This is a genomic window from Cuneatibacter caecimuris, assembly GCF_004216775.1.
GTDB lineage: Bacteria > Bacillota > Clostridia > Lachnospirales > Lachnospiraceae > Cuneatibacter > Cuneatibacter caecimuris.
In genome coordinates this window covers 176732-198579 of record NZ_SGXF01000002.1, presented here as the reverse complement: position 1 = coordinate 198579, position 21848 = coordinate 176732, and the positions used below count along the sequence as shown (strand labels likewise).

Below are 21848 nucleotides of genomic sequence, written 5' to 3'. Positions count from 1 at the left end.
AATGAAATCCAGGCTCGTCTTTTGCCTTTGACAGAAGAAAAATATGAGGGATTACCATGAAGAAAAAGATACGCTTGAGCAGGCAGATGCTTATTCTGGCGGCGCTGGCCCTGTGTCTGATCATTCTTGGCTGCGTAATATTTCTTGCCAGCCGGTGGACGGAGGAGGCCGGCATACAGCCGGATTCAACGGATGCTTCGTCTACGTTGAGCGACTATGAGGAAGAAACCACAGAACCAACGGAAGAAACAGTGAATTATTCTGTGACGCCGGATCCGACAGCGTTTACAGAGCCTGAAGAAGCGCATTTGGAGACCATGCCGGATCTTTCGGCGCGACAGAAATCTGTGATTGTCCCTGAGGGGCCGGATGCCGGAGCGTCCTATTTTGACGATGCCGTATTTATTGGAGATTCCAGAACAGAGGGGTTCCGCATGCACAGCGGTATCAGCGCCACCAAAGCAGATTTCCTGACAAAGGTGGGGATGTCTGTGGACTGGGTGTGCAGCGAGAATGAGAACCGCTGGCTGGAGGTTCCGGGCGAGGATCAGAAAATGAGCGTGATCACGGCCCTGGGCAGGAAGCAGTATAAAAAAATATATATTTCTCTGGGAATTAATGAAACCGGATGGATGACGGATGAAGAATTTACGTCGCTTTACCGGAATTTCCTAGAACGGATCAGGCAGATTCAGCCTGACGCTGAGATTTACCTGCAGGGGATTATTCATGTGACCCAGGCCCGGTCGGATGACGGCGTGAATACCAACGCCAGGGTGAATGAGATGAATTGCCTGATCATGGATCTGGCGGCGGAAACCGGAGCTCATTATCTGGATCTGAATGAAGTGATGACCAATGAAAACGGCCATCTTTTCGCCTATGGCGCCGCCAAAGACGGCGTGCATATGACAAAAAGTTTTTACGAGGTTTGGTATCTGTATCTGAGACACCATACAGCAGAAAGGAGTAAATCATGAAAAAAATTGCAAGTTTACTGATGGCGCTGGCGCTGGTTTTCACCATGGCGGCCTGCGGGGATTCCAAGGATGAGGATAAAGATTTTACGCTGGATCAGAAGAAGCTGGCGGAAGAGCTGCTGAGCGAGATCTCATTTGAGGACGAACTGTCAGAGGTGGATGCGGCGATGCTTTATACGGGACTGGACGCTTCCGCAGTGGCAGAAAGCCTGACTTATTCAGGAACAGGCGGCACACCGGAGGAGATCGCTGTGTTCAAGGCGGCTTCCGCGGATAAAGTGGACGGCTTGAAAAAGATGATCGAGTCCAGAAATGAAGAGCTGCAGATTTCTTATGCAGGTTATGGACCGGAACAGGTGCCGAAGCTGAAGGATGCGGTTCTGGAAACAAAAGGGCTGTATGTGGTGTATTGTGTGGGCCCTGATGCTTCCGCGGCGAAAGAGATAATAAATTCTTATCTGAAATAACAGAGGGAGATGCGATGAGACAGGACCATTGGGGGTGGCGCTGCTGGCGCGTATTGTATCCTGTGCTGATACACTGGGGAATTCTGAACCTGGTTTCCATCGGCGGTATGATGGTGCTGACGCTGCAGATGCGCGTGGGGACTGACCTGCAGGGGATGGAAGCCCTGATGCAGGCTTATGTAAAAAATTCAACGCTTTACACGGGAATTGCCAGTCTTCTGACTTTGCCTGTTGCCTTGTTTTTTTATCAGAGAGATAAACGGTTTTTGGCGCCTGTACGGCGCAAGATTTCTCCCTTGTGGTATGCGGCTGCGTTCATTATCGGAGCCTGTGCCTGCTTTGGGCTGAATGGGCTTTTGAATATTACCGGAATGACAGCTGTGTATCAGGAGGATTTGGAAAATCTGAACCAGCTGATTTACAGCAGTCCGCTGCTCTTACAGCTGGCGGTGACAGGTTTGGTGGTGCCCGTGGCAGAAGAGCTGATTTTCCGCGGCCTGGTATTTAAAAGAATGAGGACATACCTTCATTTTTGGCCGGCTGCTTTGATTTCCGCGCTGATTTTTGGGATTTACCACGGTAATATGCTTCAGTTGATTTACGCCGGAATGCTGGGACTGGGTATGGCGTTTCTGTACGAGCAGTTCAGAAATATTCTGGCCCCGATCCTGTTCCATGCGGCTGCCAATATTCTGTCCGTGGTGATCAGTAATTCTGAGGAAATTAATCAGTTTTTCAGCGGAACAAACGGAATGATTTATTATATGGCGCTGACAGTGATTTGTCTGGCGGCGGCCATCTCTCTGCTTTGGATGATGCAGATGAAAATGAAACCTGGGGAGGGTAAGACTCTTGAAACTGTTGACGGTGACAATTCCCTGTTATAATTCGCAGGATTATATGCGGCACTGTGTGGAAACGCTGCTGCCGGGAGGAGAAGAGGTCGAAATTCTGATTGTGGACGACGGTTCCACTGATAAAACCGGGGAAATAGCGGAAGAATATGCGGAAAAATATCCTGGGATTGTCCGGGTGATCCATCAGGAAAACGGCGGCCATGGGGAGGCAGTGAACACCGGAATCAGGAATGCGTCCGGAAAATACCTGAAAATTGTGGACAGCGATGATTGGGTGGACGGCCCTTCTTATGAAAAGATTCTGGATCTTCTGCGGCAGGTGGTAGCGGACGGCCAGAACCTGGATATGCTGATTTCCAATTTTGTCTATGAAAAAGTAGGCGTCAAGCGGAAAAAGCTGATGAATTACCGCAAGGCGATTCCCATTGGGACGTTTTTTTCCTGGGAGGATGTGAAGAATTTTAAATTGTGGCAGTATATCCTGATGCATTCAGTGATCTACCGTACGCAGCTGCTGCGGGACTGCGGCCTGGAGCTGCCGAAGCATACCTTCTATGTGGACAATATTTATGTGTACCAGCCACTTCCCTATGTGAAAACCATGTATTACCTGGACGTGAATTTTTACCGGTATTTTATCGGCAGAAGCGATCAGTCTGTGAATGAGAAAGTGATGCTGGGACGGCTGGACCAGCAGATCAGGGTCAACAAGATCATGTATGACAGCTATGATCTGAGTAAAATGGAGAATCCGCATCTCCGGGATTATATGTATCAATATCTGATGATCATCACTGCTATTACCACAGTTCTGCTGATCCGGGGAGAAACAAAAGAAAATTTGGCGCTGAAAAAGGAACTGTGGCAGTATATGAAGGCGCAGAACCCTAAAATGTATCATCATATGCGCCATGAGCTGCTGGTGGGACGGCTGCTGCATATGCCCGGAAAGACTGGCCGGGACTGCATTATCTGGTGCTACAAGATTGCTCAGAAAATATTTGGATTTAATTCCTGACCGGTTTTTAATATAATTATAGTGAATTGAACCGGACGGCGTTTCCATCTGCTTTTATGGAGACGCACGAGCTGAATAAAAAAATAAGGAGTATCGCAGTATGACGACAGAAAAAAAGACCATTTTAAATAACCGGTATTTTCTGTATGCCACGGAATTTTTTTCCGGGATGTCCGTCATGGCGGTAGAACTGGGCGCGAGCAGGCTGCTTGCGCCTTATTTTAGTTCTTCCCAGATCGTGTGGACAGTAATTATCGGTGCAATTATGATTGCCATGGCTTTGGGCAATGTTTGGGGAGGCAGGGCCGCGGACAAAAACCCTGATCCGGGCAAGCTGTATTTCAGGCTGCTGATTGCGGCGGTCTGGATCGGCCTGATCCCTTTTGTGGGAAAATATATCATAGCGGGAATTTCCCTGCTGATCGCTTCCTTTGTAAGCCATAACTTTCTTGTTTGGGCGTCTCTGGCCAGCTGCCTGGTGCTGTTTGTTTTTCCCCTGATGCTGTTGGGCACTGTGACGCCTTCCCTGGTAAAATATACAGTGCAGGATCTGGAGAACAACGGTGCAGTGGTGGGGCGCTTGGGAGCTTTAAACACCATCGGGAGCATTATCGGAACGTTTTTGCCTACTTTTGTAACCATTCCTGCTTTCGGAACTGCAGCTACCTTTTTAATCTTTGCCGCTGTACTGCTGCTACTCTCCGTTCTTTATTTTGTTACGGCGAAACGAAGAGTGATTGCCTGCGGCGCCGCTGCTGCTGTGCTGATTGTCAGTTCTTTCTTTTCCGCGGATTACAGTTTTGCTTTCTGGGCAAATAACCTGGTTTATGAGGATGAATCTATTTATAATTATCTGCAGGTGCAGGATAATCCGGACAGCGTGGTGCTCTCCACCAATGTGCTGGCAGGGGTCCAGTCCATGATGCGCAAGGACGGCCAGCTCACCGGCATGTACTATGATTACGCGCTGGCAGCGCCTTTGATGTCCGGAAAAGCAGATGAGGCGGAAGTCCTGGTGCTGGGCATGGGTACAGGCACTTACGCTACCATGTGCACCAGGTATTTTCCGGGAATCAAAGCAGAAGGCGTGGAGATTGATGAAAAAATCGCAGCCTTGGCCAGGGAATATTTTGAGCTGCCGGAAGAAGTGAAGGTGACGGTGGCGGATGGCAGGGCTTTCCTCCAGGGAGCCGGAAAATATGATGTGATTCTGGTGGACGCCTATCAGGATATTACAATACCGTTTCAGATGTCCAGCCGGGAATTTTTTACTGAAGTAAAAGAGCATCTGACGGAAAACGGTGTGATGGTGGTGAATATGAATATGCGCTCCGGCAAGGAAGGAGCCATCAATGACTATCTGGCGGACACCGTGGCTTCGGTGTTCCCGGACGTGGTGCAGATTCCTACCGCCAACGGATTTAATATTGAACTCTTTGCCTGCACTGACAGCAAAATGCTGGAGCGGCTGGATGAGGCCCTGAGAAACGGGCAGCCGGAGGACGGCCAGCTGAACCGCATGATGCAGCAGGTAGCATCGGGACTGGAGCCTGTGCGGGGCGGGAGCCTGATTCTGACAGATGATAAGGCCCCTGTGGAAGTGCTGGGCATGCAGGTGATTGACGAGATCATAGGCGAGGAGCTGGAGTATTACCGGGAGATTATTCGATCCGGGAACTGGAAAGAATTGCTGCAGTAACTTGTTTTGTATATTGGCGGCGCGCTGGAGAAACCGCATTATGAGCAGGATGGGCCCAGGGCTGCAGGCTCTTATGGCCAGCTCAAGCTTGCCTGTGAGACCTGTATCCGGGAGCAGATGGGAGAACGCGGAATTATTGTGCGGGTACCGGAAATCTGGGGACGGGATTGTCCCAGGCTTATTAATTTGCTGCGTGCGTATAAGGAAGGGAAACCTGGAATTATAAAATTCTATGCTGCCCTATTCTGAAATCAAAGCAGCAATGGAAGCAAATTAAGATCCATACAAAGAACCGGCATAGCTAGAGCGGTGTTGTCAAAGCTATGCCGGTTTATTTTTATTGCATAGGAAACTGCGTTCCCTATGCAATAAAACCCTCCGGGGGATCGCACTACGCGCTAAGGAAATATGGCCGCTGAAGCGACCGCGCTTCGACGAAAGAGTCCGGCTCGCCGCACGCTTTATTGCTGATCAGTTACACCCTGTCCGCGATTTCCAGCAAAAGCCGTTCGGAATCTTCCCAGGAGAGGCAGGGATCGGTGATGGACTGTCCGTAAAGATGTCCGCCTACCTTCTGGCAGCCTCCTTCAATGTAGCTTTCGATCATCACGCCTTTTACCAGATTTTTTACCTCATCGGAATGGGTGCGGCTGTGGAGGACCTCTTTCACAATGCGGATCTGCTCCATATGCAGCTTATTGGAATTGGAATGATTGGCGTCCACGATGCAGGCCGGATTTTTCAAATCCTGCTGGGCGTACATATCCATCAGCCGCACCAGATCCTCATAATGGTAGTTTGGAATGGCCTGTCCATGCTTGTTCACGGCGCCCCGAAGGATGGTATGGGCCAGCGGATTGCCGTCTGTCTCCACCTCCCAGGCACGGTAAATAAAGGTATGTTTGCTCTGAGCTGCCACTACGGAATTCAGCATGACGGAAAAATCGCCGCTGGTAGGGTTCTTCATGCCTACGGCTACATCCATGCCGCTGGCGGTAAGCCGGTGCTGCTGGTTTTCCACAGAACGGGCTCCTACGGCCACATAGGAGAGCAGATCGGAGAGATAACGGTAGTTTTCCGGGTACAGCATTTCGTCAGCGGCGCTCATCCCGGTTTCCTCCAGCACATGGATGTGGAGATTGCGGATGGCTACGATGCCTGCCAGCATATCGGGCTTGCCTTCCGGATCGGGCTGGTGGAGCATGCCTTTATACCCAAGGCCCGTGGTACGCGGTTTGTTGGTATAAACTCTGGGAACAATCAGCAGCCTGTCGGCAGTTTTTTCCTGAATCTTTTTCAGCCTGCACATGTAGTCCAGCACTGCGGTCTCATTATCCGCCGAGCAGGGGCCGATAATGACCAGGAATTTATCGCTGACGCCTGTAAAGACATCGCGGATCATCAGATCCCGCTGTGCCTTCTGGTCGGCCAGTTTCTGCGCCAGGGGATACAATTCTTTGATTTCTTCCGGGGTAGGTAACTTTTTAATAAATGTGAATGACATAATGACTCCTTTATTCTCGTCTGTAAGCAAATTCTGATTTCATACGGTAAAGTACAAAATCAATCACTTTATTATAAAAGTACGTTGCCTCTGTGTCAATGACCTTGAACAAAATATTTGAAAATGTTTGAAAAATATGATACAATAGCATATCCTGTATCCATGCTGCTTAAGATAGTAAAAAAAGCAGTGAGGGATCAGATGAAAAAAATTAGAAGGCTGACCAGTCTGCTGCTGGCTGTCTGGCTGTGTACAATACAGGTGATGGCCGGTCAGGCGGATATGGATCAGGGCTTGCTGGACGGCGGGAAAGATGCGGCGGTTGCGGCGGCCGCGCAGGCAGAGACAGGGGCGGAAGGAACAGTCCCTGCGGAGACAGGGACAGGAAAAGAATCGGCAGCGCTGGGGGTGACGGCGCGGAGCGCCCTGCTCATGGAGGCCAGCACCGGTACGGTGATTTATGAAAAGGATGCGGATGTGAGGCTGAGGCCGGCCAGCATCACAAAGATTATGACACTGATCTTGATTTTTGACGCGCTGGCAGAGGGGAAGATTCAGCTGACGGACGAGGTGACCACCAGCGCCCATGCGAAATCCATGGGGGGTTCCCAGGTATTCCTGGAAGAGGGGGAGAAACAGACAGTGGAGACCCTGATCAAATGTATTGTGGTGGCCTCAGGCAATGATGCCTCTGTGGCGATGGCCGAATACATCTGCGGCAGTGAGACTGAATTTGTCAGCCAGATGAACGCCAGGGCCGCGGGGCTTGGGATGAGCAGCACACATTTTGAAGACTGCTGCGGCCTCACAGATTCAGAAACCCATCTGACCTCAGCCAGAGATGTGGCGGTAATGTCCCGGGAACTGGTGACGAAATACCCGCAGATCCATACATATTCCAGCATCTGGATGGAAAATATCACCCATGTAACGGCTCAGGGGACAAAAGAGTTCGGCCTGGCGAATACCAATAAGCTGCTGAAGCAGTTTGACGGCTGCAACGGGCTGAAGACAGGCTCCACCAGCCTTGCCAAATACTGTGTATCAGCTACGGCGGAGCGAGGCGGAGTGGAACTGATCGCTGTGATTATGGCTGCTCCGGATTATAAAATCCGGTTCTCAGAAGCCGCCACGCTGCTGAATTACGGGTACGCCAACTGTAAGCTTTACCAGGACGCGGAGCCTCCTGCGCTGGAGCCTGTTCCGGTTCTAAACGGTGTGAAGGAGCAGGTGAACTGCAAATACGGAGAGCCGTTTTCTTATCTGAGCACCAGCGGGGAGGATTTTTCCGGGATGGAGAGAAACCTGGTTTTTAAAGAACAGATCGAAGCGCCGATTCAGGAAGGCGATGTGCTGGGAAGCCTGGAATACACGCTGAACGGGAAAACAGTGGGGCACCGGGAGGTGCTGGCGGCAGAGGCAGTGGAGGAAGCTGGCCTGATGGATTACCTTGGAAAGGTGCTGGACCGGTTTCTGGTGTGAGCGCGATGACGGGACAAAGATGCAGGCGCGCCTTTTTGAGACGCGCCTGTGAGGAGAGAATAAATGATTTGGTACTGGTTGCTGGGCGGGGCGGCAGCGGCGGGAGTTATGCTGTTGGCCAGATCTGCATATGAACGGCGGCATTTTGAAGTCTGCCGCTGGCAGTTTTATACTGCTGCTGTGGAAGGACCTGTTAAATTTGTGGTGTTGTCTGATCTGCACGACTGGAGTTTTGGAGAGGACAACGAAGAGCTGCTGCGGGCTGTGAGAGAGGAAACACCAGATTTCGTGCTGCTGGCAGGAGATATGATGACAGTAAAACCCTGGAAAAATGGTGATTTTCAGGTCTGTGAAAGTCTTCTGGCCGGACTGGCGGCAGAATTTCCTGTGTATTACGGAAGCGGAAATCATGAGCTGCGGATGAAACGTCAGGAAGAGGAATACCCCGGCTGGTACAGCCGTTTTTCTGCATTTTTGAGAAAACAGGGCGTTTGTTATCTGGAGGATGAAACAGTGGCGATACCTCAGCCCCATGGAAGAGTGCTGATCAGCGGGCTGGATCTGGACGAACGGTTTTATACAGCCAAATTTAAGACAGAGCCTATGGAAGACGGTTATGTGGAAGAAAGGCTGGGGCCCTGCTGCAAAGAAAAGGGTGACTATCAGATCCTGCTGGCCCATTCGCCTCTCTATTTTCCCAATTATGCCCGATGGGGCGCGGACCTGGTGCTGTCCGGCCATTTTCACGGAGGAACCATACGGCTCCCCGGCGTCGGCGGACTGATGTCCCCCCAGTATCAGATGTTTCCCAAGTGGGACAGGGGGCTTTATGAATACGGCGGCAGCCGGATGATTGTCAGCGCGGGGCTGGGCACGCATTCGATCAATATCCGGCTGAACAATAGACCTACCTTGATTTCAGTGGAACTGCGAAAGGAATAAAAATGGGAATTTCTGTCAAACTGGAGATGTTTGAAGGCCCGCTGGACCTGCTTCTGCATCTCATTGATAAAAATAAAATAGACATTTATGATATTCCGATTGTGGAGATCACGGCGCAGTACATGGAATATGTAAACGCCATGGACCATCAGGATCTGGATGTGATCAGCGAATTTCTGGTGATGGCGGCTACTTTGCTGGATATCAAATCCAGAATGCTGCTGCCGCCGGATGAGGATGAAGAGGGAGAGGAGATCGATCCCAGAGAAGAACTGGTAGAGCGCCTGCTGGAGTATAAAATGTATAAAGCCATGGCCCAGGAGCTGAAAGACCGGCTGACAGACGCCGGCCAGCATCTGTACAAGCCGCCCACCGTACCGCCGGAGGTGGCGAAATATGAGGAACCGGTGGATCTGAACCGGCTGCTGGACGGGCTGACCCTGCGGAAACTGGAGGATATTTTCCGGCAGGTGATGCAGCGCAGGGAGGATAAGATCGATCCGATCCGCAGTTCTTTCGGAAATATCCGCAAAGATCCGGTGAGGCTGTCGGACAAGCTGCTGCATGTGATCGATTATGCGCAGAAAAGCCCGCGGTTCAGCTTCCGCAGCCTGTTGGAGCAGTCGCGGGAAAAGCCGGAGGTCGTGGTGACTTTTCTGGCTGTTCTGGAACTGATCAAGATCGGCAAGCTGTCCGTGGCGCAGGAGAAGATTTTTGCGGATATCCTTCTGGAATGGAATCCGGACAATACCATAGAACTGCGCAAGGAGGATCTGGAGCAATATGATTAACCCGCAGACAGGAGTGGAAGAAGTGGAACTGGAGAGACTGGAAGCCGCTATTGAGGCGATTTTATTTACAATGGGCAACTCTGTGGAACTGTCAAAGATTGCAGCCGCCATTGAGCACGACGAGGAGACTACGCGGAAGATCATCCGGAATCTGATGCTGAAATATGACCGGGCGGACCGGGGGATCAAGATCCTGGAGCTGGAAGGCAGCTATCAGCTGTGCACAAAGGAAGAATATTTTGAGCAGCTGATCCGGGTTGCGTCACAGCCAAAACGGCAGGCGCTGACGGAAACCATGCTGGAAACCTTGTCTATCATTGCTTATAAACAGCCGATCACCCGGATTGAAATTGAAAAAATCCGGGGCGTAAAGAGCGATCATGCGGTAAACCGGCTGATCGAATACGGGCTGATCGAAGAAGTAGGGAGGCTGGACGCTCCCGGCAGGCCGATCCTTTTCGCCACAACTGAGGAATTTTTACGGAGTTTTGGGATTTCCTCCCTGGGCGATCTGCCCCAGGCCAGCCCTGAAATGGTAGAGGAATTTAAGGAAGAGGCAGAAGAAGAAATCGAAGTGGAAACCTGAAAAGAGGAGGGGTTGTCATTGAATATCACACATATGCGGGTGGACCATCTGGAAAATCCAATGGGAGCCGAGCTGAGTCATCCGGTTTTTACCTGGACGGCAGAAGCAGAATCCGGGAAAAAGCAGGCTGCCGCCAGGCTGAGGGTATCTTTGGATGAAGAAATGGCCGCAATGATTTATGACAGCGGCAGGAGAGAGGAGATCTCTTCCCTGGGTTTCAGGGCAGAACTGGATCTGCAGCCGAGAACCCGCTATTACTGGGACATTCAGGTGTGGGCGGATAACGGAGAAACCGCAAAAAGCGCTGCAGCCTGGTTTGAAACGGGAAAACGAAAAGAAAAATGGGAAGCTGTCTGGATAACGCCGCCCTTTGATAAAGATATTCACCCTTTGTTCCTGCGCAAGTTTTTTCTGGACGGGAAAGTGTCTTCTGCCCGGGCGTATGTCTGCGGGCTGGGGCTTTTTGAGGTGGAAATAAACGGGTTAAAATGCGGCCGGGAATTATTAACACCTTTTTGTACGGATTACAGGAATTGGGCGCAGCAGGTGACGTTCGATATTACTCCTTTTATGAAAGAGGGCGGCAATGCTGTGGGAATCTCTCTGGGGAACGGCTGGTACAAAGGGCGTTTCGGCTTTGTGGATGAAATGGGAGAGCTGTACGGAGACAGATTTCTGCTTCTCTGCGAGCTGCGGATCAGGATGGAGGACGGCAGGGAACTTGTGTTGGGAACAGACGGAACCTGGCTCTGCCATCCATCTCCTGTGCTGCAAAGCAGTATTTATGATGGGGAGGTATACGACGCCCGTAAGGAAGTGGAAGGGTTTGCCACCTGCGGCTGCTGCATGGATGGCTTTTTGCCCGCGCAGCCTTCAGAAGGGCCGGAAGGCGATGTGCGCGACAGGCTGAGCCCTCCGGTTACTGTTACAGAGACAAGACGGCCGGTCCAGCTGCTTGTCACGCCGGCGGGAGAAAAGGTGCTGGATTTTGGCCAGGAGATGACCGGCTGGGTGGAGTTTGACTGCAGTGTTACTGCTGGGACGGAGGTAAAACTGTCTTTTGGAGAAATTCTGCAGGAAGGGAATTTTTACCGGGATAACCTGCGCACAGCCAGGCAGGAACTGGTCTATATTTCCTCAGGAAAAAAGGAACATGTCAGGCCTCATTTCACCTTTTTCGGATTTCGGTATGTAAAGGTGGAAGGAATGACGGAAATTCATCCGGAAGACTTTATCGCCTGCGTCATCCATTCAGAAATGATGCGGACCGGCTGGGTGGAAACCTCGGACATGCTGGTAAACCGGCTGATGGAAAATACTTTGTGGGGCCAGCGGGGAAATTTCCTGGATGTGCCTACGGACTGCCCGCAGAGGGATGAACGCATGGGATGGACAGGGGACGCCCAAGTATTCTGCGGGACTGCCAGCTTTCATATGTATACGCCTGCGTTTTACAGAAAGTATCTTCGGGACATGCGGATGGAGCAAGAGGAGCTGGGAGGCTCCGCACCCCATGTGGTCCCGGATGTGCTGACGCAGATCTGCCGTCTGAGAGAACCGGGGAAGACGGCCGCGGATTATGGGAGGCATGGGTCCTGTGCCTGGGGGGATGCGGCAGCAGTGATTCCCTGGACAATGTATCTTTTTTATGGAGATTTGACGCTGCTGCAGGAACAATATGGGAATATGACCGGATGGGTGGACTACGTCCGCTCTCAGGATGACAGGCATGGGGGCAGAAGGCTGTGGACGACAGGTTTCCATTTTGGAGACTGGCTGGCTCTGGATAACCCTGACCCGTCCAGCAGCTTTGGCGGTACGGAAAACGGATTTGTGGCATCTGTGTATTATCACTGTTCCGCCCTGCTCACCGCAAAAGCTGCGGCTGCGCTGGGAAAGGCCGGGGATGCGGCCCGGTATGGATGGCTGGCGGAAGAAGTAAAAGAGGCGATCAGGAAAGAATATATTACGCCGAACGGCCGGATGGCGGTGAACACCCAGACAGCGCAGGTTTTGGCGTTGGTATTTGGGCTGGTGGAAGGCGAACAGCGCAAAAGGGTCGCAAAAGATCTGAAAAGAAATCTGGAGAAGACCGGCGTGCATCTGACCACAGGATTCGTGGGCACGCCCTGGCTTTGCCCTGCGCTGACAGAAAACGGGTTGGCGGAATATGCTTATACGCTGCTTCTGCAGCAGGATTACCCCAGCTGGCTTTATGAGGTGAACATGGGGGCGACAACGGTCTGGGAGCGGTGGAATTCGGTGCTGCCTGACGGAAGAGTCAGCGATACCGGCATGAACAGCCTGAACCACTATGCCTATGGCGCTGTGGCAGAATGGATGTACCGTTATATGTGCGGCATCAATCCTTCTGAAGAAGGCTGCGGGTTTAAGAGGGCTGTGATCCGCCCGGTACCTGACAGCCGCCTGAAATGGGCGCGGGCTGTCTATGACTCTGCGGCCGGAAGATATGAAAGCGGCTGGGAGGTGAAGGGGAGAAACATGATATTCCGGGTTAAAATACCCTTTGACGCGCAGGCGGAATTCCGTCTGCCCTGTCAATGCAGGGCTGTGCGGATCAATGGGAAGACTTCAGAAGAGCTGTGCCGGGACGGACGAATCTCCCTGGAAACGGGACAATATGAGATTCTGGCAGAGCGGGCTGATCCATAAAGGCGCATAACCAGGTAACATACCGCATACACTGGATTAAAGATTTTGTCCGGAGATATGCGATGAAACGATGGAGTATGGGAAAAAAGAGCGTGAGACGGCTGGCGGCAGCAGTTTGTCTCATGCTTTTTTTGGCAGGGCCGGGAAACGTATGGGCGGAGGAAGCAGAGCCGCCGGCCGAGGGAGATCTGCATGCGAAAGCTGCGGTTCTGATAGACGGGGATTCAGGCAGGGTTCTCTACAGCAAAGACGGTCAGGAGGTGCTTCCCATGGCCAGTACCACGAAAATTATGACCTGCATCCTGGCGCTGGAACATGCGGATTTGGAGGAGGAGGTTACTGCTTCCTCCAATGCGGCGGCGCAGCCGAAAGTCCATCTGGGCATGCATTCCGGCCAGGTTTTCCGTATGGAAGACCTGCTCTATGCGCTGATGCTGGAATCCTTTAATGATACAGCTGTAGCCATTGCGGAGCATGTGGGAGGATCAGTCGAGGGGTTTGCCGCGCTGATGAACCAGAAAGCAGAAGCCCTTGGTGCAGAGCATACTCATTTTGTAACGCCTAACGGGCTGGATGCCCCGGGGCATGAGACTACAGCGGAAGATCTGGCCAGAATTATGCGCTATTGCATCATGGAGTCGCCGAAAAGGGAAGAATTCCTGAAAATCACCAGAACGGCGTCCTATAGCTTCACTGATATGAAAGGAACCTCCCAGTACTCCTGCCAGAACCATAATGCGCTGCTCACTTCCATGGAAGGCGCCGTATCAGGAAAAACTGGCTTTACGGGTACTGCAGGCTACTGCTATATCGGTGCAGTAGAACGGGATGGGAGAACGCTGATCGCCGCGCTGCTTGCCTGCGGATGGCCTCCAAATAAATCCTGGAAATGGTCGGATATGAGAAAATTGGCGGAATATGGATTTGCAGCCTATGATCATAAAGAAACGCTGCAGCTTCCGGAACTTCCGGTTCTGGAGGTGGAAGAAGGGATTCCTGACAGCGGAGGCCTGTGGGGGAAAAGTACAGTGAAATTGAGCGCTTCCCTTCCGGAAAACGCTGAGTGGCTTTTAAAAAAGGGAGAACAGATTACCTGCCAGATGGAGTGCAGGGATAAGCTGGAGGCGCCGGTCGGCCAGGGGCAGCGGGTAGGTGTGATCCGTTGGAGCGCCGGAGGAGAGATACTGGAAGAAACGGAAATATTTACAGCCGAAGCCGCGGACAGAAGAGAGTTTTCCTGGTCGTTGGGGCAGTTGCTGAAGCTTTTCCTTCCCTGATTAAAACGCTGCTAAAAAAAATACAAAAATGTCAGTGAAAGCACTTGAAATAATAGTCGAAATCCGTTACAATTAAAATCGGCAGAAATTGGTTTTGTTATATATTTTATCATACAAGATGGAGGGCTGAAACATGAGTAATACAGCACAAGTATCAGCAGGCAGAAGAATAGAAGCGCTGCTTGATGATAACAGTTTTGTTGAAATCGGCGGCTATGTCACTGCCAGAAGCACCGATTTCAATATGCAGGATAAAGAGACTCCTGCAGACGGCGTACTGACCGGCTACGGCACCATTGACGGGAACCTGGTATATGTATACAGCCAGGACGCTACCGTTCTGGGCGGTTCCGTGGGCGAAATGCACGCGAAGAAAATCAACAGCCTGTATGCGATGGCAATGAAAATGGGAGCGCCGGTCATCGGCTTGATCGATTGCGCCGGAATGAGGCTGCAGGAATCAACCGACGCGCTGGAAGCTTTTGGCGGCCTGTATTTTAACCAGGCACAGGCCAGCGGCGTGATCCCCCAGATCAGCGCTGTGTTCGGCAGCTGCGGAGGCGGCATGGCCATGGTTCCTGCGATGAGCGACTTTACATTTATGGAAGAGAAGAAGGCAAAACTGTTTGTGAACTCTCCCAACGCGCTGGACGGAAATTATACCGAAAAATGTGATACCGCTGCAGCAAAATTTGCCGCAGAAGAGACAGGTATTGTGGATATGGTGGCTGACGAGGCCGCAATCCTTTCCGGCATCCGAGAATTAGTTGGTATTCTGCCTGCCAACAACGAGGACAACATGTCTTACGACGAGTGCGCCGATGACCTGAACCGGATTTGTGAAAATCTGGACGGATATATTGCGGACCCGGCGCTGGCATTGTCCGTGATTTCTGACAACGGCTTTTTCTTTGAGGCAAAATCGGCATATGCCCGTGAAATGGTAACCGGTCTGATCCGCCTGAACGGCAATACCGTAGGCGTTGTTGCAAACCGTACAGTGCTGTACGATGAAGAAGGCAAGGAAACGGAAAAGTTTGATGCTGTTCTGACTGCGGATGGCGCGGCTAAGGCGGCTGATTTTGTAAATTTCTGCGACGCTTTTGAAATTCCGGTAGTGACCTTTGCGAATGTTTTAGGCTACAAGGCTACCGCATGCCAGGAAAAGAAGATGGCAAAGGCTGTGTCTAAGATGGTTTACGCATTTGCAAACGCTACGGTGCCCAAGATCAATGTGATTACAGGCGAGGCATACGGCAGCGCATATGCCGCTATGAATTCCAAGTCTCTGGGCGCGGATGTGGTTTATGCATGGCCGGGCGCTTCCATCGGCATGATGGATGCTTCTTCCGCTGTGAAGATCATGTATGCGGATGAAATCGCTTCCGCAGCAGGAGAGGCGAATGCGCTGATTGCGGACAAGGCTGCGGAATATGCATCCCTTCAGTCCAGCGCGGTTGCTGCCGCTAAGAGAGGCTATGTGGATGACATTATTGAACCGCAGGATACCAGAAAGCGTCTGATCGCCGCTCTGGAAATGCTGTTCACAAAAAGAGAGGATCGTCCCGCTAAGAAACACGGAACGGTTTAAGGCGAGGTGACAGAATATGAAAAGAATACGTGCAATATTTTCCATATTGGCCTGTGTTCTGGTGATGTGCTTTGGAGCCACTGCGGTTTTTGCGGAAGCGGTGAATCTGGAGGACGAAAACCTTCAGGTAATTATGAAAAATACAGCCGCGGCGCTGCAGCAATACAGTGCGGAGTCGGCATTACAGCAGTATAATGATAAAGAAGAATCAATGAGGGATACGGGAATTGCCCCTTGTCTTAAATTCTGGTCAGAAAATGGTGAAACCATCGGTACTCTTCAGGATGCGTTTGATTTTAAATCTACAAGAACTGGCGTTACGATAGAGTGTACTGTGACATTGCTTTATAAGAATGAGAGCGGTTCTGAAACAAAAGTCCGCATGGATGGGACTATTGATAATTCGGATCCGGAAAGCCCTATGTGGGAAGTCCTGTCTATGACCACTACAGAAAAAGACGGCGTGGCAGTAGGGGAAGACAGTAAAGGCATGGGCGAAAAGCTGGCGGACGCCGGCCTGAATACCCTGATGGGCATGGGCACTGTGTTCATCATCCTGATCCTTATCAGCGGTATCATCGCTCTGCTGAAATTTGTGCCCATGCTGGTGAATAAAGTATCTGGTATGTGGAGAAAAAAGGCTGAAGATGAGATTGAAGATACCGAAATTCCCCAGCCCATGGCTGAACTGCCGGCCGGCGAGCTGGCGGATGACCTGGAGCTGGTGGCGGTGATCACCGCTGCGATCGCGGCATCCCAGGAAACTTCAGCAGACGGCCTGGTGGTGCGCTCCATCAGAAGAAAATCCAATAAATGGAAAAGAGCTTAAATCTAGGAGGAAAAAATCATGAAGAATTATACAATTACCGTAAACGGCACCGTATATGAAGTGACAGTAGAAGAAGGGGCGGCCGGCGCAGCTCCTGCGGCAGCACCCAAAGCAGCTCCGAAAGCGGCGCCCGCAGCGCCCAAGGCAGCGGCTCCCGCAGGCGCGCAGGGCGGCGTGAAGGTTGCGGCTCCCATGCCCGGAAAGATTCTGGCGGTAAAGGCAAATCCCGGACAGGCAGTGAAGAAGGGCGATGTTCTGCTGGTACTGGAAGCAATGAAGATGGAAAACGACATCGTAGCGCCCCAGGACGGCACAGTGGCCAGCGTGAACGTAGCAGTAGGCGGATCTGTGGAGGCCGGCGAGGTTCTGGCCACATTAAACTAGGATTTGCATCTGACTGAATGTGAATTCCCAAAAAAAATATGGGAGGAATTAAAAAATGGATTATGTTATAAACACACTCAGCAATCTGATCCATCAGACCGCATTTTTTAATCTGACCTGGGGAAATTATGTGATGATCCTGGTAGCGTTTATATTCCTGTTCCTGGCTATCCGGAAAGGCTATGAGCCGCTGCTTCTGGTTCCGATTTCCTTTGGTATTCTGTTGGTAAATATTTTCCCCGACATCATGTTGAGAGTTGAGGATTCATCCAACGGGGTGGGCGGACTGCTGCATTATTTCTATCTGCTGGATGAGTGGAGTATTCTGCCGTCCCTGATTTTCCTGGGCGTAGGCGCTTCCACAGACTTCGGCCCGCTGATCGCGAATCCCAAGAGCTTCCTTTTGGGCGCGGCGGCACAGTTTGGTATTTACGCAGCGTATTTCTTCGCTATTCTTCTGGGCTTTAACGATAAGGCGGCGGCTGCGATCTCTATCATTGGCGGAGCGGACGGCCCCACCTCTATCTTCCTCTGCGGCAAGCTGGGACAGACGCAGTACATGGGCCCTATCGCTGTGGCGGCGTATTCCTATATGTCACTGGTGCCCATCATTCAGCCCCCGATTATGAAGGCTCTGACCACGAAGAAGGAACGGGCCATCAAGATGGAGCAGCTGCGCCCTGTTTCCAAGCTGGAACGCATTCTGTTCCCCATTGTGGTAACGGTTGTGGTTTGTATGATCCTGCCTACCACAGCTCCGCTGGTCGGCATGCTGATGCTGGGCAACCTGTTCCGTGAAAGCGGCGTGGTGAAGCAGCTGACAGAAACAGCTTCCAACGCTCTGATGTATATCGTCGTAATTCTGCTGGGCACTTCCGTAGGCGCTACCACCAGTGCGGAGGCATTCCTGAAATGGGATACTCTGAAAATTGTGGCCCTCGGTCTGATCGCATTTGGCATCGGTACCGCTGCCGGCGTGCTGTTCGGCAAGCTGATGTGCAAGCTGACCCATGGAAAAGTGAACCCGCTGATCGGTTCCGCCGGCGTATCGGCTGTGCCTATGGCGGCCCGTGTGTCCCAGAAGGTGGGTGCGGAGGCAGATCCTACCAACTTCCTGCTGATGCATGCGATGGGTCCCAACGTGGCCGGAGTGATCGGTACTGCCGTGGCGGCAGGTACTTTCATGGCAATTTTCGGCGTATTCTAAAGAAACAGCCCGCAATGTAAACTCAACTATTTGGAGGTAAGGAAATGTCAGAAGTAGTAAAAAAACCGGTAGGAATTACCGAGACTGTACTGCGTGACGCGCATCAGTCCCTGCTGGCCACTCGTATGACCACAGAGCAGATGCTGCCGATTATTGATAAAATGGACAAGGTTGGTTATTATTCCGTAGAGTGCTGGGGCGGCGCTACATTCGACGCCTGCCTGCGCTTCCTGAAGGAAGATCCCTGGGACCGTCTGAGAAAGCTGAGAGACGGCTTTAAGAATACGAAGCTGCAGATGCTGTTCAGAGGCCAGAATATTCTTGGATACCGTCATTACGCAGATGACGTGGTAGAATATTTTGTACAGAAATCCATTGCAAATGGTATTGATATTATCCGTATTTTCGACTGTCTGAACGATATCCGCAACCTGCAGACCGCGGTTAAGGCAGCGAATAAAGAAAAAGGACATGCACAGGTAGCGCTGTCCTATACCTTGGGCGACGCTTATACCCTGAATTACTGGAAGGATATTGCGAAGAGAATCGAGGATATGGGCGCTGATTCTATCTGCATTAAAGACATGGCCGGCCTGCTGGTTCCTGTAAAGGCCACAGAACTGGTGACCGCTCTGAAAGAGAGCGTAAAGATCCCGATTCAGATGCACACCCACTATACCTCCGGCGTGGCTTCCATGACCTATATGAAATCCGTGGAGGCAGGCGCAGATGTGATTGATACCGCTATGTCCCCTCTGTCCATGGGTACCAGCCAGCCTGCTACGGAGGTGATGGTAGAAGCATTTAAGGACACTCCCTATGATACCGGACTGGATCAGAATCTGCTGGCGGAAATCGCGGATTATTTCAGACCGATTCAGGAAAATGCCCTGAAGACCGGTCTGCTGAACCCCAAGGTGATGGGTGTAAACATCAAGACCCTGCTGTATCAGGTGCCTGGCGGCATGCTGTCCAATCTGGTTTCCCAGCTGAAGGATGCGCATCAGGAAGACAAGTATTATCAGGTTCTGGAAGAAGTGCCGCGCGTGCGCAAGGACTTCGGCGAACCGCCGCTGGTTACTCCTTCATCCCAGATCGTGGGCACCCAGGCAGTGCTGAATGTGATTTCCGGCGAGCGCTATAAGATGATTACAAAGGAGAGCAAGGCGCTGCTGAAAGGCGAATACGGCCAGACTGTTAAGCCTGTGAACCCTGAAGTGCAGAGGAAGGCCCTGGGCGGCGAGAAGCCCATTACCTGCAGGCCTGCAGATTTGCTGAAGCCTGAACTGGCTACCATTGAGGCTGAGATGTCTCAGTGGAAAGAGCAGGATGAAGACGTTCTGTCTTATGCGCTGTTCCCTCAGGTAGCCACTGAGTTTTTCAAGTACAGACAGGCTCAGAAAACAAAAGTAGACCCTGCTGCAGCAGATTCTGCAAGCAAGGCATATCCGGTTTAAAGACTGAAAAGGGGTCATTGCAAAAGCTTGCTCCCGGTTCCGGCTCTTCAAAGGTGGAGGGCCGGAGCCATCCGGGCGGGGGATTGACAGCGGCCCCTTTCTTTGTTGCATAGGAAACTTCGTTCCCCATGCAATTAAAACCCTCCGGCGGTAAAACTGCAAAAAATACAAACTCCACAGGGAGAATCTATGAATCAGGTAATTGTAGTGGGCGGCGGAGCCGCCGGAATGATTGCGGCGCTTTCAGCTGCAGAATCCGGCGCTGCGGTGCGTTTATACGAGAAAAATGAAAAGTTGGGAAAAAAACTGTTTATCACAGGAAAAGGCAGATGCAATGTGACAAATGATGCAGATGCTGAAGAATTTTTCTCCAACGTAATAACCAACAGGAAATTTTTTTACAGCCCGTATTATAGCTTTTCCAACCAGGAAATGATGACCCTATTGGAGCAGTTGGGCGTTCCGCTCAAAACAGAGAGAGGAGGCAGAGTCTTTCCTGCTTCTGACAAGTCTTCCGATGTGATCCGCGGCCTGGAAAACGGCCTGATAAAAGCGGGCGTACAGGTTTTCCTGAACAGCGGGGTGAAGGAACTTTTGCTGGAAAAGGGGCGCTGCTGCGGCATTATGCTGGAGGACGGCAGGAAAGAACGCGGTGATGCGGTGATTCTTGCCGCAGGAGGCTGCTCTTATCCTTCCACCGGTTCCACCGGGGACGGCTACCGGATGGCGGAATCCGCAGGCCATGCAGTAACTTCTCTGCGCCCGGCCCTGGCGCCCCTGCTGGTTGAAGATGAGTTCTGTAAAGAACTTCAGGGGCTTTCCCTGCGTAATATTTCTCTCAGGCTTCTGGAGGGGAAGAAAGAGCTGTACAGTGGATTCGGCGAGATGCTGTTTACGCATTTCGGGATCAGCGGCCCTCTGGTGCTGAGCGCTTCCAGCAGGGTGGTGAAGCGGCTGGAAAAAGGTCCTCTGAAGGCGGAGCTGGATTTAAAGCCCGCTCTGTCCCAGCAGGCTTTGGACGCCCGTATCCTGCGGGATTTTGAAGAGGCCAGAAACAAGTGCTTTAAAAATTCTCTGGGGAAGCTGTATCCGGTCAGGCTGGCGGAAGTCATGGTGCGCCTGAGCGGCATTGATCCGGAGAAACAGGTGAACGCTGTCACTGCTGCAGAACGCCGGCGTTTGCTGGAGCTGACGAAACATTTCCCAATGACAGTTACGGGAGTCCGGGGTTTTTCAGAAGCGATCATCACCCAGGGCGGTGTAGAAGTGAAGGGAGTGAACCCCTCTACTATGGAGTCCAAATTAGCGCCCGGTCTTTATTTTGCAGGGGAACTGCTGGATTTGGACGCGCTTACGGGGGGATTTAATTTACAGATTGCCTGGTCCACCGGCTGGGCGGCCGGTGAGGCGGCAGGCAGAAATGGAGGAGCGTATGGCATTTAATGTAGCGATTGACGGTCCTGCGGGAGCGGGAAAGAGTACGATTGCAAAAAAACTGGCAAAACAAATGGGCTTTGTCTATGTGGACACAGGAGCGATGTACCGCACGATCGCGCTGCGCGTGCTGGAATTGGGCGCAGACGGCCGGGATGAAGCTGCTGTGACAGAAGCCTGCAAAGAACTGGATATTTCTATCCGGTATGAAAAGGGAGAACAGCAGGTGTACCTGAACGGTGAAAATGTTACGGACCGGATCAGGGCGGAAGAAGTAGGGATGATGGCCTCTCTGGTGTCTTCTTATGCTGCGGTTCGGGAGAAATTAACGCAGCTGCAGCAGAAGATGGCAGAAAAACAGGATGTGGTGATGGACGGCCGGGATATCGGAACTGCGGTGCTGCCCCGGGCTCAGGTGAAGGTGTATCTGACCGCGGATGCAGAGGTACGGGCAATGCGGCGTTATGCCGAGCTGCAGGCCAGAGGAGAGATGTGCGATATGGAAGCCATTAAGGCGGATATACTGCGGCGTGACAGCCAGGATATGAACCGGGCGATTTCCCCTCTGAAAAAAGCGCCGGACGCCATTGAAGTGGACTGTTCCCATATGACCATTGACGAGGTTGTTTCTGTTGTAGTGAAACAGATCATGCTGCGGAGAGGATGAGCG

20 protein-coding genes are annotated in these 21848 nt (G+C 51.8%); 19 read left to right on the top strand and 1 reads right to left on the bottom strand.

Features of this window, described 5'->3' with window-relative positions:
• The first annotated feature begins 56 nt into the window (after window positions 1-56).
• From EV209_RS07205 to EV209_RS16295, 6 genes are all read left to right on the top strand, one after another.
• Entirely contained in the window at window positions 57-980 is a 924-nt protein-coding gene (locus tag EV209_RS07205; RefSeq protein ID WP_130434557.1) for a GDSL-type esterase/lipase family protein, read from the top strand.
• Window positions 977-1447 (top strand): DUF4358 domain-containing protein, encoded by a 471-nt coding sequence (locus tag EV209_RS07200; RefSeq protein WP_130434555.1) that lies wholly within the window; start codon window positions 977-979, stop codon window positions 1445-1447. The genes EV209_RS07205 and EV209_RS07200 overlap by 4 nt, the downstream gene beginning before the upstream one ends.
• Window positions 1448-1461: 14 nt before the next feature.
• A complete protein-coding gene (locus tag EV209_RS07195) occupies window positions 1462-2334 on the top strand; it encodes a CPBP family intramembrane glutamic endopeptidase (RefSeq protein ID WP_130434554.1) in 873 nt (290 codons plus the stop codon).
• Complete coding sequence (locus EV209_RS07190) at window positions 2300-3322, top strand: glycosyltransferase family 2 protein (RefSeq protein WP_130434552.1); 1023 nt, start codon at window positions 2300-2302, stop codon at window positions 3320-3322. The genes EV209_RS07195 and EV209_RS07190 overlap by 35 nt, the downstream gene beginning before the upstream one ends.
• Before the next feature lie 100 nt (window positions 3323-3422).
• Window positions 3423-5021, top strand: a complete 1599-nt coding sequence (locus tag EV209_RS07185; protein ID WP_243647534.1) for a spermidine synthase — start codon at window positions 3423-3425, stop codon at window positions 5019-5021.
• Between the two features lie 6 nt (window positions 5022-5027).
• On the top strand, window positions 5028-5270 hold the full coding sequence (locus EV209_RS16295; RefSeq protein WP_165388853.1) for a Rossmann-fold NAD(P)-binding domain-containing protein: 243 nt from the start codon (window positions 5028-5030) through the stop codon (window positions 5268-5270).
• A 226-nt stretch (window positions 5271-5496) separates the two neighbouring features.
• Here the strand turns inward: EV209_RS16295 and EV209_RS07180 are convergent, their stop codons facing one another.
• The gene (locus EV209_RS07180; RefSeq protein WP_130434550.1) at window positions 5497-6525 is read right to left on the bottom strand and encodes a 3-deoxy-7-phosphoheptulonate synthase; all 1029 of its coding nucleotides are present in this window, start codon (window positions 6523-6525) and stop codon (window positions 5497-5499) included.
• A 210-nt stretch (window positions 6526-6735) separates the two neighbouring features.
• Here EV209_RS07180 and EV209_RS07175 point away from each other — a divergent pair, with 210 nt between their 5' ends.
• The 13 genes from EV209_RS07175 (at window position 6736) to cmk (ending at window position 21845) form a co-directional block, all read left to right on the top strand.
• Window positions 6736-8007: a D-alanyl-D-alanine carboxypeptidase family protein gene (locus EV209_RS07175; RefSeq protein WP_408609010.1), complete on the top strand. Its 1272-nt coding sequence runs from the start codon at window positions 6736-6738 to the stop codon at window positions 8005-8007.
• Window positions 8008-8070: 63 nt separating this feature from the next.
• Entirely contained in the window at window positions 8071-8949 is an 879-nt protein-coding gene (locus tag EV209_RS07170) for a metallophosphoesterase (protein WP_130434546.1), read from the top strand.
• Between the two features lie 2 nt (window positions 8950-8951).
• Window positions 8952-9740: a segregation and condensation protein A gene (locus EV209_RS07165; protein ID WP_130434544.1), complete on the top strand. Its 789-nt coding sequence runs from the start codon at window positions 8952-8954 to the stop codon at window positions 9738-9740.
• The gene (gene scpB, locus EV209_RS07160; protein ID WP_243647533.1) at window positions 9733-10326 is read left to right on the top strand and encodes an SMC-Scp complex subunit ScpB; all 594 of its coding nucleotides are present in this window, start codon (window positions 9733-9735) and stop codon (window positions 10324-10326) included. Before EV209_RS07165 ends, scpB begins: the two co-directional genes overlap by 8 nt.
• A gap of 18 nt (window positions 10327-10344) precedes the next feature.
• Window positions 10345-12999, top strand: coding sequence for an alpha-L-rhamnosidase (locus EV209_RS07155; RefSeq protein ID WP_130434542.1), 2655 nt, complete (start codon window positions 10345-10347; stop codon window positions 12997-12999).
• 62 nt (window positions 13000-13061) lie between these two features.
• Window positions 13062-14276, top strand: coding sequence for a D-alanyl-D-alanine carboxypeptidase family protein (locus tag EV209_RS07150; protein WP_130434540.1), 1215 nt, complete (start codon window positions 13062-13064; stop codon window positions 14274-14276).
• A gap of 133 nt (window positions 14277-14409) precedes the next feature.
• Window positions 14410-15867 (top strand): acyl-CoA carboxylase subunit beta, encoded by a 1458-nt coding sequence (locus tag EV209_RS07145; protein ID WP_130434538.1) that lies wholly within the window; start codon window positions 14410-14412, stop codon window positions 15865-15867.
• 16 nt (window positions 15868-15883) lie between these two features.
• On the top strand, window positions 15884-16696 hold the full coding sequence (locus EV209_RS07140) for an OadG family transporter subunit (protein ID WP_243647532.1): 813 nt from the start codon (window positions 15884-15886) through the stop codon (window positions 16694-16696).
• 18 nt (window positions 16697-16714) lie between these two features.
• On the top strand, window positions 16715-17080 hold the full coding sequence (locus tag EV209_RS07135) for a biotin/lipoyl-containing protein (protein ID WP_130434536.1): 366 nt from the start codon (window positions 16715-16717) through the stop codon (window positions 17078-17080).
• Between the two features lie 55 nt (window positions 17081-17135).
• Window positions 17136-18287 (top strand): sodium ion-translocating decarboxylase subunit beta, encoded by a 1152-nt coding sequence (locus tag EV209_RS07130; RefSeq protein ID WP_130434534.1) that lies wholly within the window; start codon window positions 17136-17138, stop codon window positions 18285-18287.
• A gap of 44 nt (window positions 18288-18331) precedes the next feature.
• A complete protein-coding gene (locus EV209_RS07125) occupies window positions 18332-19744 on the top strand; it encodes an oxaloacetate decarboxylase subunit alpha (protein ID WP_130434532.1) in 1413 nt (470 codons plus the stop codon).
• Between the two features lie 189 nt (window positions 19745-19933).
• Complete coding sequence (locus EV209_RS07120) at window positions 19934-21187, top strand: BaiN/RdsA family NAD(P)/FAD-dependent oxidoreductase (protein WP_130434531.1); 1254 nt, start codon at window positions 19934-19936, stop codon at window positions 21185-21187.
• Window positions 21177-21845 (top strand): (d)CMP kinase, encoded by a 669-nt coding sequence (cmk, locus tag EV209_RS07115; protein ID WP_130434529.1) that lies wholly within the window; start codon window positions 21177-21179, stop codon window positions 21843-21845. Before EV209_RS07120 ends, cmk begins: the two co-directional genes overlap by 11 nt.
• Window positions 21846-21848: the final 3 nt, after the last annotated feature.

Coding starts and splice junctions, on each gene's coding strand:
- EV209_RS07205 (WP_130434557.1), top strand. CDS start 57: ATGAAGAAAAAGATACGCTTGAGCAGGCAGATGCTTATTCTGGCGGCG.
- EV209_RS07200 (WP_130434555.1), top strand. CDS start 977: ATGAAAAAAATTGCAAGTTTACTGATGGCGCTGGCGCTGGTTTTCACC.
- EV209_RS07195 (WP_130434554.1), top strand. CDS start 1,462: ATGAGACAGGACCATTGGGGGTGGCGCTGCTGGCGCGTATTGTATCCT.
- EV209_RS07185 (WP_243647534.1), top strand. CDS start 3,423: ATGACGACAGAAAAAAAGACCATTTTAAATAACCGGTATTTTCTGTAT.
- EV209_RS07180 (WP_130434550.1), bottom strand. CDS start 6,525: ATGTCATTCACATTTATTAAAAAGTTACCTACCCCGGAAGAAATCAAA.
- EV209_RS07170 (WP_130434546.1), top strand. CDS start 8,071: ATGATTTGGTACTGGTTGCTGGGCGGGGCGGCAGCGGCGGGAGTTATG.
- EV209_RS07165 (WP_130434544.1), top strand. CDS start 8,952: ATGGGAATTTCTGTCAAACTGGAGATGTTTGAAGGCCCGCTGGACCTG.
- scpB (WP_243647533.1), top strand. CDS start 9,733: ATGATTAACCCGCAGACAGGAGTGGAAGAAGTGGAACTGGAGAGACTG.
- EV209_RS07150 (WP_130434540.1), top strand. CDS start 13,062: ATGAAACGATGGAGTATGGGAAAAAAGAGCGTGAGACGGCTGGCGGCA.
- EV209_RS07145 (WP_130434538.1), top strand. CDS start 14,410: ATGAGTAATACAGCACAAGTATCAGCAGGCAGAAGAATAGAAGCGCTG.
- EV209_RS07140 (WP_243647532.1), top strand. CDS start 15,884: ATGAAAAGAATACGTGCAATATTTTCCATATTGGCCTGTGTTCTGGTG.
- EV209_RS07135 (WP_130434536.1), top strand. CDS start 16,715: ATGAAGAATTATACAATTACCGTAAACGGCACCGTATATGAAGTGACA.
- EV209_RS07130 (WP_130434534.1), top strand. CDS start 17,136: ATGGATTATGTTATAAACACACTCAGCAATCTGATCCATCAGACCGCA.
- EV209_RS07125 (WP_130434532.1), top strand. CDS start 18,332: ATGTCAGAAGTAGTAAAAAAACCGGTAGGAATTACCGAGACTGTACTG.
- EV209_RS07120 (WP_130434531.1), top strand. CDS start 19,934: ATGAATCAGGTAATTGTAGTGGGCGGCGGAGCCGCCGGAATGATTGCG.
- cmk (WP_130434529.1), top strand. CDS start 21,177: ATGGCATTTAATGTAGCGATTGACGGTCCTGCGGGAGCGGGAAAGAGT.